The following is a 12002-nucleotide window of genomic DNA, read 5'->3' on the forward strand; positions in this document are numbered from 1 at the left end:
ATCTAATTATTTATGGTTTAAATGTAACAGTTTGTAAATATTTACGTATTAATTTAAGCGTTAATTCGCAAGCCCAAAATAATTATAAACACGGATGTATTGAAGTCCGTAAATTATATTAGACCTAATAATGAAAATTGTAAATCTTTTTAAAAGTATTTTGTTTTTCCTCTTGCTGTTGTCTTATGGCAATGCTTATTCAAAAACTATTTATGTGGCTACCGATGGTGATGGAACTGATGGTAGTTCCTGGGCTACAGCCTATACGCATATTCAAGCAGCTATAGATGCCGCCGTTTCCGGTGATGCTATCTGGGTAAAGGAAGGAGTTTATTATGCCGATCCTTTGGCTCCTGGTTTAGTTGAAGATGTTAACAGAGCCCTGTCTATTACACTTAAATCAGGTGTAAAACTCTATGGAGGTTTTACTGCTGATGAAGTAACAATTGACGATAGACCAATGCTTGATTTGAATGGTAATGGAATTATTGACTCATGGGAGTACTCAAGTCCAACCGTTATATCCGGAGAAATTCAGAATGATGGCGATAAAACCAATAATACCCAACATATTCTAATTGTTCCTGATGGAGCAGATGTTAATACATTGGTAGATGGGTTTACTTTTGAAGATGGCTATTCAGATGTTCAGTCAACAGTTACTGGTATCGGAACCTTTACCTATGCCTCCGGAGTAATTATAAGTGGTGGTAAACTAATTGGTTGTATGATCCAGAATTGTGAAAGTAACTCAGTATTTGATAGCTATGGTGGTGGTTTGGTTGCACATAATGCTGATGTGGAAGGTTGTTATGTGGATGGATGTACAATTACCGGAAGAAGTATTTATGGTGGAGGTGTTTATTTGAATACCTCTAATATGGAGTGTTCTCTGGTGAAGAATTGTGGATTGGATGCGTTGGTATCTTCAGGTGGTACATTTGGTGGAGGTGTTTATTCTACTACATCTGTGATAGATTCATGTTATGTAATTGGTAATAGCGCAAATCCTGAAAGTAATTTTAAAGGATATGGAGGTGGAATGTACAATAGTAACTCTCATGTTATTGATTGTACTATAGCTGATAATAATGCTGAAGGTGTTGAGGGATTTGGAGGAGGAGTTTATGGAATTTCTTCCACTTATATAAACACTTTACTCTATAATAATGAAACATCATCTACCGGTGGTGGAGCTTATGGTTTCACAAGTTATTTCACCAATTGTGTTGTGTCAAATAATAAAACAACAGGGACTAATGCGATAGGCGGAGGAGCTTATGGAGATACAGAGTCAACCTTTTATAACACTGTATTTTGGGGTAATACAAGTTCCGGTACTTCACCTAATTTGCGTTTATCTACAGGAGGTGAGGCTTTTAATTGTGCCTTCGATAGCAATGTAACAGGTACTAATGCTGTATTAATTTCGCCAAGTAACCAGGGGGCTGAAGCAGGAGTTTTATATCCGCATTTCATGAGTCCCACAACCTTTGTTGGTAATACAAATGGAGATGCAGCTAACGAAAGCGAATTAGCTGTTGCTGATTGGAATATAACTTTCAGTTCAGATTTAATGGAAAGGGGTGATAATAATGGTTTTTATGAGGCTTTTGTAGGAGTTGATTTGGATGGAGATGGTGCTAAGACTAAAAATTTAGATAAGTTCACTGATTTTATAAATGAATATAGATTGTTTAATTATAAGATTGATATTGGAGCTTTTGAGCCTGCCTTTGTTGAACTTACTTTACCAGCTCCAATTACCATGGAATATGGATTGACTTTGGGAGAGATATTGTTGGAAGATGGAAGTGCCTTAGATCTTAGAAGTAATTCAGATATTCCCGGAGTATATTCTTTTACAGATGCTTCAACTGTTCCCCAGTACGAAAATGGAGACGCTAAAAAATACAGGGTTGTGTTTACCCCTGAAGATATTGTAACTTTTGCACCCATATATGATAGTATTGATGTTACTATTACTGCCAAAGAGTTAACAATGTCAGGCCTGTCGGCAGACGACAAAGTTTATGATGGTAATACAGATGTAACATTTTCAGGAACGGCAACTTTAGAAGGAATTGTAGGTACAGATGATGTAACACTAAATGCCACTGGAATTTATGCAGCCTTTGAAGATGAAAATGCAGGGGTTGATAAAAACGTGAATTTTTCAGGATATACCCTTTCCGGAGTTGATGCAGGAAACTATACGCTTTCATTAAGTGGTGCTTTGGCTACAATAACACCAAAGCCTGTGTCGGTTTCACCACTTACAGCTAATGATCGTGATTATGATGGAACAGTGGATGCAACCTATTCAGGAACTCCTGAAGTATTAGGTGCTATTGTGGGAGATGATGTTAGTGTGGATGCAAGTTCAGGAGTTGGCTTGTTTGATTCAAAAGTGGTGGGAGTTGATAAACCTGTTGCTTTTGCAGGCTTTAAACTTACAGGAGCAGATGCAGGAAATTATGCATTATCACAACCTGCAGATTCAAAAGCAACCATATCACCTTTAGCTGTTGTAGTAGAAGGAGTGTCTGCTGCAGATAAAGTTTATGATGGTACATCTATTGCTACTATTCAAGGAACTGCAGTGGTAAATGGAGTGATTCAAAATGATAACGTCACATTAAATGAAACATCAGTTTCTGCAAGTTTTGATTCTAAAATGGTAGGTGTTGATAAAACAGTTACTTTTAGTGGATATTTCATTATGGGAGCAGATGCTGTAAACTATTCCTTATCTCAACCTGATACTGATCTGGCAGATATCACAGCCAAAGAGTTATCTGTTTCCGGTTTGTCGGCAGAAGATAAGCAGTATGATGGTTCGGCAAGCGCCACCTTAAGCGGATCTGCCACATTAAATGGTGCAGTAGGTAGCGATGATGTTAATTTAAACACTGGCTCAATATTAGCTACATTTTCTGATGCTAATGTAGGGACGGCTAAAGAAATCAATATTTCAGGAGTATCACTTTCTGGTCTCGATCAATCTAATTATACATTAACCATACCTGCATTGACTGCGGATATTACACCAGTTGAAATTATAATTGTAGCAGATAATATAAGTATAGATTATGGTGACGCAGATCCGGAACTAACTTATGTGGTAACTTCCGGTTCTTTGGTAGGTTCAGATAATTTTACGGGAAACCTTGAGCGCGAAGCTGGAGACAATGCCGGAACTTATAATATTACTCAGGGAAGTCTGGCTATTTCAACTAATTATAACATTAGTTTTACACCTGCAGTATTTACAATCAATAAGGCAGCTAATGTAATTGACTTTAGTTTAACACCAACAAGTTATTATTTAAATGAAACGGATCAGATAACACTGGATGCAACATCTACTTCTGGCTTAACAATAGCTTATTCGAGTTCAGATCCAAATATTTTAAGTGTGAGTGGAAATGTACTTACGGTTCATTCGTTTGGAGCTGTTACGATAACTGCAAGTGATGCAGGAGGAACAAATTATATAGCAGCATCTGATGTTTCTGTAGACCTTACCATTGCGGTTGCGGTAATTCAAAAGGGAACCAGCATGCTTTTGGTTAATAATACTAAAGAGGTGTTTACATCATATCAATGGTACAAAAACGGTAGTGCAATTTCAGGAGCTACAAAGCAATATTATTACGATGCAAATGGATTGTCTGGAGAATATTATTGTAAACTGGATGGAAGATTTGATAGTGATTCATGGACTGGTGGAGTAAATGCAGTTACTATGGATGTTTATCCGTCACCTGCATTAAAGGGAGCTACATTTACTGTGGAGTTTGATCGTGTAGATGAAAGTTCGTTGAATAATTCTACCATGAGTATATATTCTGTTACAGGAGCTTTAATTAAAAAAATGTCAAATGTAAATTCGGTTAACCAATTGCAGTTAACTGAACCAGGAATTTATATCATCAAAACTGAAGGAGAGGTACAAACTGTTAAAAAGATTATTGTAAAATAATAACAGCTCCATTAATTACTAAACAATAAAAGAACTAAACGTGAAAATCTATAATATATTCGTTTTATTACTGTTAATGGTGGCTGCGTCTTCCATTCATGCTCAAATCAGAATTCAACCATCACTTGGTTTTGGAATTCAGAAACTCAACTTTAAGTCTGATATAGCAACAGTGGATGGTACATCCGGAATTACATTGGGAGCAAATGCTTTTTATGAATTAAATGAAGATATGTTTGTGGGAGCTGGTTTTGCCATGATGACTTATGGTGCAGATGCTACAATAAACTACAATTACCAATCCGGAACATCAAGAGTTGATATGGATGGAGATAGCTATTTTTTAAGTGCTGATTTTAATGGCGTAAGTGAAAAGTACAGGATGACTACCATTGAAATTCCTATTCTTTTTAAATACCAGCGATGGGTAAGTCCTGATATTTTAATATCAGGAACAACAGGTCCTGTTTTTATCCTGCCAGGAGGTTTAAAAAGTGAGTTTGTATCAGGAAATCTTGCTACTTCAGGATATTATCCAGAATGGAATGTGACCATAGATGATATACCGGAATATGGATTTTCTAATAGAACTTTATCCAGTGATATGCCCGACTATGATTTAAAAGCAACCTTTGGATGGACCTTTCAGCTTGGAGCAGAATATTACCTTGCAAAAAGACTGAATTTAACAGCTACCTTGTATTATCAAACAGGATTTGGAAGTGTTGTTGATGTGAAAAGCGATGCGGTTTTTATGGAGGATCCTTCTGTTTATAATGGAAGTATGTATTATAGCGATAAGGTAACGCTTTCAAGTGTAGGAATCAAACTTGGATTATTGTTCGACTTAACTCCTCCTGAAAAAGCTGGTGTTAAGAGTATTAGATAATTTGATTAAACAAAAATAGATATTGGGTGTTTAATTTTAAACGCCGTTTGTAAAGCCATTAGTTTTTTTACTTTTGGCTTTTATTTTTTTAGAGAAAGCGCATGGAGTATAGAAGATTTGGAAAAACTGAAAAAGAGATTAGTGTAATTACCCTGGGCGGGATGCGATTTAAGCAAGCCTGGAATGAGCCACGAAATGTTGTTGATAAGGAAACACAGGATCATTGTACTCAAATGGTGGATTTAGCTCTAAAAAATGGCATCAACCATTTTGAAACAGCCTATGGTTATATGAAAAGTGAGCATGCCTTTGGTAAAACACTTCATGATGAACTTAAACTTGACAGGTCTTCTTATTATCTCATGACAAAAGGAAGAGAGTACTCTGCTGATGACATGCGTAGATTGGTTGAACAACAACTAAAAAACTTAAAAACCGATTACTTTGATTTTTATGGCTGGCACGGTTTAAATAGTCGTGAGATTTTTAATAATGCCTGCAAATCAAATGGCGCAGTTGAAGAACTCTTAAAAATGAAAGAAGAGGGTATTATAAAACACGTAGGTTTTAGTACTCATGCAAGTGTGGATGTTATTGAAGATGCTATTTTAACCGATTATTTTGAATTTGTAAACCTGCATTATTATTATTTCAATCAAACGAATCAGCGTGCAGTTGATTTGGCTAAAGAAAAAGATTTAGGGGTTTTCATCATTTCTCCCAATGATAAAGGCGGACAATTATACAAAGCCCCTCAAAAAGTTAAGAATGCTATTCCGCATAGTACACCAATACAATGGAATGCCCGTTTTTGTTTAAATACACCGGGGATTCATACTTTGTCGTTTGGTATGACTGAGGAGGCACATTTTAATGAGATGAAGGGCATTTTTGATTTTACCCAAGAGACACTTGAACAAGATCAAAAAACAAAGCAGGTCTTAGATGATATGGAAAATGACGATCCTTATGCAAAATATAAGGGAACAGAGCTGAGGGATCATTCTGGCGAGCTAAATATCGAATGGTTATTACGTTGGCGTAAGTTGTGGAAGTGTTACGATATGTTGGATTTTGCTAAGTACCGGTATAAAGAATTGAAAACGCCAAATGATTGGGTTCCTGGAGTGTATGCCACCGCTGAAAATATAAGTAAGATAGATTTTTCAAAGGTTTCTGACTCCATTCCATTGAAAGAAATGCTGTTGGAATTACATGATGCTTTATATGTAAATCCAGATCAAAAAAGGTTTGATCCTAAAACGTTGAAGTTGAATTTAGGGGAGCAATAGTCAGGATTTTATGATAGAATAAATAATCCGTTTTTAGTACGCTATATGAATACTAAAAACGGATTTTGTATTTTAAAACTAATCGTATTCGTAACTATTGAATAGAATATTACGATTTAAAGTAGTTGTCCTTTTAAGTAGGTTTTACAGGTTCCGCCAATAAGAACTCTGGATCCTCTGATCTCGCAAACCAGATCACCTCGGCGCTTACTGAGTTGTCTTGCAGTCATACTTGTTTTGCCTAGTCTTTTACTCCAGTATGGAGCTAAAGTGGTATGCGCAGAGCCAGTTACAGGATCTTCCGGAATTCCACATTTAGGAGCAAAATATCTGGAAACAAAATCAACATCTTTACCCGGGGCTGTAATGATAACACCGCGAGAATCAAGTTCTGAAATAATGTCCATTGAAGGCACAAAGTCCTCAATGTCAGCCTGATTTGACAAGATAAACATATAGTCCGTTTTTCCTCTGTATATTTCCTGTATTTTGTCTCTGCTTCTGGCTTTCATCATAGCAGGTAACTCGCTAACCCTGTATATATCATCAATAGGAAAATCTAAAACGAGCTGATCATCATTTTTAGTAACTCTTAGTAATCCACTTTTTGAGTAGAATGTTACTTCATCCCCTTCAATTTCTTCGTGATTGAATAATACATGAGCGCTTGCTAAGGTAGCATGGCCACATAACTCCACCTCAGTTGTTGGTGTAAACCACCTGATATGTAATTCCGCGTTTTGAGGACAAATAAAGGCAGTTTCGGTTAAATTGTTTTCCATTGCAATTTTTTGCAATGTTTCATCCGGTAACCATTGATTTAATAAAACTACCGCCGCAGGATTTCCTTTAAATAAATCGGAACTAAATGCGTCAACTTGATATATTGGATAAGGCATAATTGTTGAAATATTACTTTTTTATAACCTGAAAAATTTTGCCTTAAGATACAATAAAATCATCTTTTAGTACGTACGTCAATGATTTTTTTTAGTCTGTCAAAGCTAAGATGAGTACTGTAAAAATCATGTGGAAAAACGGAAATAATTTAGTAACTTAAATATCATATTGGGCGTATATAAAAGAGTGGGTTAATCTTTGTAATGTATTGAAATATAACTGGATGTGTATGGCGTACTCATGGGTGAGATTTTAACACATAATTAATGTTCAGAAGTACAATACTTAAAGAATAATATTCACTTTTGTACCAGCAAATTTATACCAAAAACCAAAACTCATTATCATGTTAGAGCATCAAATGAAAGTGTTGTTAGGGGTGGCAAAAAATCCTCATTTATTTAGAAAGGAATTGATTAAATCATTTACCTGGTTAAGTGTTGAAGAGTTGGAGGTGTTGCGTAAATGGATAAAATCGGAATTTGGTTCTTACTACGATCACCTGATAGGTGAGATCTTCTATGGTATTTCAGCTTAATTTTGACACGGGAATATGAATTTGTAAGCAAATTAAATTTTGATATGTCAAAAATTATATTAAAATTTGCAACTGCTAATAATTCATAAGCAAAATGACAAAATTAATGAAAAATACTTGGTGGTGGCATTGGCTTTTTCTTAACTAGGAGAGGTTAAACGCTACGCTATTATAAAATATTTTATGAAAATGGCTTGCCGAAAACCTCGGTAAGCCATTTTTTTTTACTTCAAAATCTAACGTACTCAAATACACCATACAGCATGGATACAATTAAAATAAAAAGTTCAGCAAAAAAAGTACCTGCTAATATTGCTGATATAATTACACCGGTTAGTATTTATCTTAAAATAAGAGATTTATATCCAAATACTATATTGTTGGAAAGTTCTGATTATCATGGAAATAATAATTCTCAATCATTTATATGTTTTCAGCCTTTATCCGAGTTTAAAGTAAACAAAGGCAATGTTGAAATAACCTATCCAGGAGGTGAATTAATTAAAGGAGAAAAGCCATCGGAGAAAGATATTCCATCTCAGTTGGATCGTTTCATAAACTTGTTTGATGTTGTAGAATCAGATCCTCTGGTTAATGTAAATGGTTTATTTGGCTATTCATCGTATGATGCAGTACAACATTTTGAGTCGATTAAATTTAACAATAAGGTTGATGAGGAATATGAAATTCCTGAGATGCGTTATACCTATTACAAGTATATTCTGGCATTTAATCACTTTACAAATCAGCTCAATTTAATTGAAAATCTACCTGATGGTGATGAGAGTATTATTGATGAAATTTTAGATTTACTACATAATAGAACAGTTCCTGCTTTTAATTTCCATCCTGATAGTGAAGAGGTTTCAAATGTTACGGATGAAGAGTATATGGAGATGGTGAAAAAAGGAAAGGATCACTGTTATAAAGGAGATGTTTTCCAAATTGTTTTATCCCGTCAGTTTAAGCGTAAGTATTCGGGAGATGAATTTAATGTTTACCGGGCACTTCGAAATATCAATCCTTCACCATACCTGTTCTTCTTTGATTATGGCAGTTATAAAATTTTAGGATCTTCACCGGAATCTCAATTGGTGATTGAAAATGGAGAGGCTACAATAAACCCAATTGCCGGAACTTTTAAAAGAACAGGTGATGATAAAAAAGACAGAGAATTAGCTAAGAAGTTAAGCAGCGATCCGAAAGAAAATGCAGAGCATGTGATGTTGGTTGATTTGGCTCGTAATGATTTAAGTAGAAACTGCGATCATGTAAAAGTAAAAACTTATAAAGAGGTGCAGTATTATTCACATGTACTTCACCTTGTTTCTGATGTTCGAGGTCAGTTATTAGAGAGTTCTAATACCTGCAGGGTTATGGCAGATACATTTCCTGCAGGTACACTATCCGGAGCACCTAAGTTTATGGCTATGGAGTTGATAGATAAATACGAAAACCAGAACAGAGGTTATTATGGTGGATGTATTGGGATGTTAGGTTTAGATGGTTCATTTAATCAGGCTATTATGATACGTTCATTTTTGTGTAAAAACAATACTTTGTTTTACCAGGCTGGTGCAGGAGTCGTTTCTGAGTCAGTACCAGAGAGTGAATTAGCCGAAGTGAATAATAAGCTGGGAGCTTTGAAAAAAGCTGTTGAACTGGCAACAGAGTTTTAAAAGATAAAAGGATTCATCATGAAACGAGCCATGATAAAAACTTCTCACACGAGAGAATGACTATTTAGGCAAGTTCGATGTGGCAAAAGAAAACAAATTTTAGACACATGAAACGAGCCATGAGAAAGTTTTTTTCACACAGGAGAATGATTGTTTTTTCGGCGAGTTCCATGTGGCAATCAGAAGAAAAAATAAACACATGAAAAAGATATTAGTTTTTGATAATTACGATTCGTTTACATATAACCTGGTTCATTACATTGAAGAAATTGTAGGATATAAAGTTGATGTTTATAGAAATGACCAGATCCCTATTGAAGACGTTGAAAAGTATGATAAGATTTTATTGTCTCCGGGACCAGGAATACCAAAAGATGCAGGAATCCTTATTCCGCTGATTCAAAAATACGGATCAAGCAAAAGTATATTGGGAGTTTGTCTTGGGCATCAGGCCATAGCAGAAGCCTTTGGAGGTTCAATTTCAAACTTGTCAAAAGTATATCATGGAGTAGCTACTCCAATTACAATAACTACCGATACTGAAATTTTATTTAAGGATATTCCTAAAAATATCAATGTAGGTAGATATCATTCATGGGTGGTTAATGATGAGGATTTACCTGATTGTTTTACAGTAACATCCCGCGATGAGGAAGGGAAGATTATGGGGATTCATCATAATGATTTTGATGTAAGAGGAGTACAGTTTCATCCGGAATCTATATTAACAGAAAATGGTAAAAAAATGATGGAGAATTGGTTGAAAGAAGACTAATATCCACAAAAATGAACTGATTGTCTTTCATCTTTTATTCAATTAATTATGATTAAAGAAACTTTAAGAACCTTATTGGAACATAAAAGGTTAACCCGAACAGAAGCTAAAGAAATTTTAACAGATATTGCTCAGGAAAAGTATAATGCCTCTCATGTAGTCGCTTTTTTATCCGTTTATATGATGCGTCCGGTTAGCGTTGAAGAATTATCCGGATTCAGAGATGCTTTTTTGGATTTATGTGTAAGAATTGATTTATCGGAGTTTAATGCGATCGATATTGTTGGAACCGGAGGCGATGAGAAAAATACTTTTAATATCTCTACATTATCATCGTTTGTAGTTGCCGGAGCTGGTTATAAAGTTACCAAACATGGAAATTACGGTGTTTCTTCATCTTGTGGTGCTTCAAATGTGATGGAGCATCTGGGATACCAGTTTACCAATGATGAGAGTAGGTTAAAAAAGCAAGTGGATGAAGCCGGAATCTGTTTCTTGCATGCGCCTTTGTTTCATCCTGCTATGAAATCAGTGGCTCCTTTCAGACGAGAATTGGGACTGAAAACCTTTTTCAATATGCTAGGTCCTTTGGTAAATCCGTCTTTTCCTAAAAATCAGATGTTAGGGGTTTATAGCTTAGAGGTGTTGCGATTGTATCAGTATTTATATCAGGATACAGATAAAAATTACTCTTTAATTCATAGTTTGGATGGATATGATGAAATATCAATGACATCAGAATTTAAGGTGATAACAAATAAAGGAGAACAATTGGTGTCTCCAGAGCAATTAGGGTTTAAAAAAATTAAGCAAGAGGATATATTTGGTGGAGATACCGTACCTGAAGCAGCTAAAATATTTACTGATATTATAAATGGGGATGGAACTGATGCACAAAACTCCGCCATCATTGTAAATGCAGCTTATGCTATTCAATGTATCGATAGAAGTAAATCTATTGAAGAATGTATTGAAATGGCTAAAGCTTCTTTACTGGGAGGAAAAGCAAAACAGGTATTTAAAACATTAATTGATATTAAATAACTTTGTAAAGGAATAGTGTGAATACCAGATATTAGAAATGACATAAATAAATCTAAGATCCAATAATCTATTAGTTGTACCCTCATTGTATTTTGAACTTGAAATAATGAATATACTAGATAAAATAGTTGCTAAGAAAAAGATCGAAGTTGAACAGCAACAAGAGTTTGTAACTTTGGATAAGTTGAAAGGTTATAGTGCTTTTAATAAAGAAGTTCCTTCCTTAAAACAATATCTTTCTGATGGAAATCATAATGGTATTATATCCGAATATAAAAGAAAATCACCTTCAAAGGGTATTATTAATAGCATGTCTACCGTAGAAGATGTAGTACCCTTGTATGAAAAAGCCGGAGTAAGTGGTATTTCCGTTTTAACAGATTCTGAATTTTTTGGAGGAAACAAAAGTGATCTTGTTGCTGCACGAAAAGTTACAACAGTGCCTATTTTACGAAAAGACTTTATGATTTCCTCTTATCAGGTATATGAGGCAAAAGCAATTGGAGCCAGTGCAATATTATTGATTGCTGCAATTCTGACGTATGATGAGGCCAATGAGTTATCTAAACTAGCCAAAGATTTGGGTTTGGATATTTTAATGGAAGTACATAGTAAAGAGGAGTTGGATATTGTAAATCCTTTGGTGGATGTGGTTGGTGTTAATAACCGTAATTTAAAAACATTTGAAGTAAGTCTTCAGCAAAGTATCGATTTAGCTGCAGCTATGCCTAATGATGTGGTGAAGATCTCAGAGAGTGGAATTTATACTCCTGAAGATATTTTTCTACTTAGAGAGAATGGTTTTAAAGGATTTTTGATTGGTGAGAATTTTATGCGAACCAAAAATCCCGGACAAGCATGTATTGAATTTTCTAATGCCATAAAGTAGTATATTGTATC

Annotated in this window: 9 protein-coding genes; 8 read left to right on the plus strand and 1 reads right to left on the minus strand. The window is 35.0% G+C overall.

The genetic code is table 11. The features are described from left to right. Positions 1-130: 130 nt before the first annotated feature. The 3 genes from OM075_RS06375 (at position 131) to OM075_RS06385 (ending at position 6166) form a co-directional block, all read left to right on the plus strand. Positions 131-3985: a YDG domain-containing protein gene (locus OM075_RS06375; protein WP_301189656.1), complete on the plus strand. Its 3855-nt coding sequence runs from the start codon at positions 131-133 to the stop codon at positions 3983-3985. A 40-nt stretch (positions 3986-4025) separates the two neighbouring features. Next, on the plus strand, positions 4026-4874 hold the full coding sequence (locus OM075_RS06380) for an outer membrane beta-barrel protein (RefSeq protein WP_301189657.1): 849 nt from the start codon (positions 4026-4028) through the stop codon (positions 4872-4874). A gap of 101 nt (positions 4875-4975) precedes the next feature. After that, the gene (locus OM075_RS06385; protein WP_301189658.1) at positions 4976-6166 is read left to right on the plus strand and encodes an aldo/keto reductase; all 1191 of its coding nucleotides are present in this window, start codon (positions 4976-4978) and stop codon (positions 6164-6166) included. Positions 6167-6282: 116 nt separating this feature from the next. Here OM075_RS06385 and OM075_RS06390 read toward each other — a convergent pair whose 3' ends face one another. Further along, on the minus strand, positions 6283-7065 hold the full coding sequence (locus OM075_RS06390) for a PhzF family phenazine biosynthesis protein (protein WP_301189659.1): 783 nt from the start codon (positions 7063-7065) through the stop codon (positions 6283-6285). 347 nt (positions 7066-7412) lie between these two features. Here OM075_RS06390 and OM075_RS06395 point away from each other — a divergent pair, with 347 nt between their 5' ends. The 5 genes from OM075_RS06395 (at position 7413) to trpC (ending at position 11991) form a co-directional block, all read left to right on the plus strand. Then, positions 7413-7604 carry a hypothetical protein gene (locus OM075_RS06395; protein ID WP_301189660.1) on the plus strand — a complete coding sequence of 64 codons (192 nt, stop codon included), beginning with the start codon at positions 7413-7415 and terminating at the stop codon, positions 7602-7604. Positions 7605-7867: 263 nt separating this feature from the next. Then, a complete protein-coding gene (locus OM075_RS06400; RefSeq protein ID WP_301189661.1) occupies positions 7868-9283 on the plus strand; it encodes an anthranilate synthase component I family protein in 1416 nt (471 codons plus the stop codon). 199 nt (positions 9284-9482) lie between these two features. Beyond that, positions 9483-10058, plus strand: a complete 576-nt coding sequence (locus OM075_RS06405; RefSeq protein ID WP_301189662.1) for an anthranilate synthase component II — start codon at positions 9483-9485, stop codon at positions 10056-10058. 48 nt (positions 10059-10106) lie between these two features. Continuing rightward, positions 10107-11102, plus strand: coding sequence for an anthranilate phosphoribosyltransferase (gene trpD / locus OM075_RS06410; protein ID WP_301189663.1), 996 nt, complete (start codon positions 10107-10109; stop codon positions 11100-11102). A gap of 106 nt (positions 11103-11208) precedes the next feature. Beyond that, the gene (trpC, locus tag OM075_RS06415; protein WP_301189664.1) at positions 11209-11991 is read left to right on the plus strand and encodes an indole-3-glycerol phosphate synthase TrpC; all 783 of its coding nucleotides are present in this window, start codon (positions 11209-11211) and stop codon (positions 11989-11991) included. Positions 11992-12002: the final 11 nt, after the last annotated feature.

The organism is Plebeiibacterium sediminum (assembly GCF_026013605.1).
GTDB classification, from domain to species: Bacteria; Bacteroidota; Bacteroidia; order Bacteroidales; family Marinilabiliaceae; genus Saccharicrinis; species Saccharicrinis sediminus.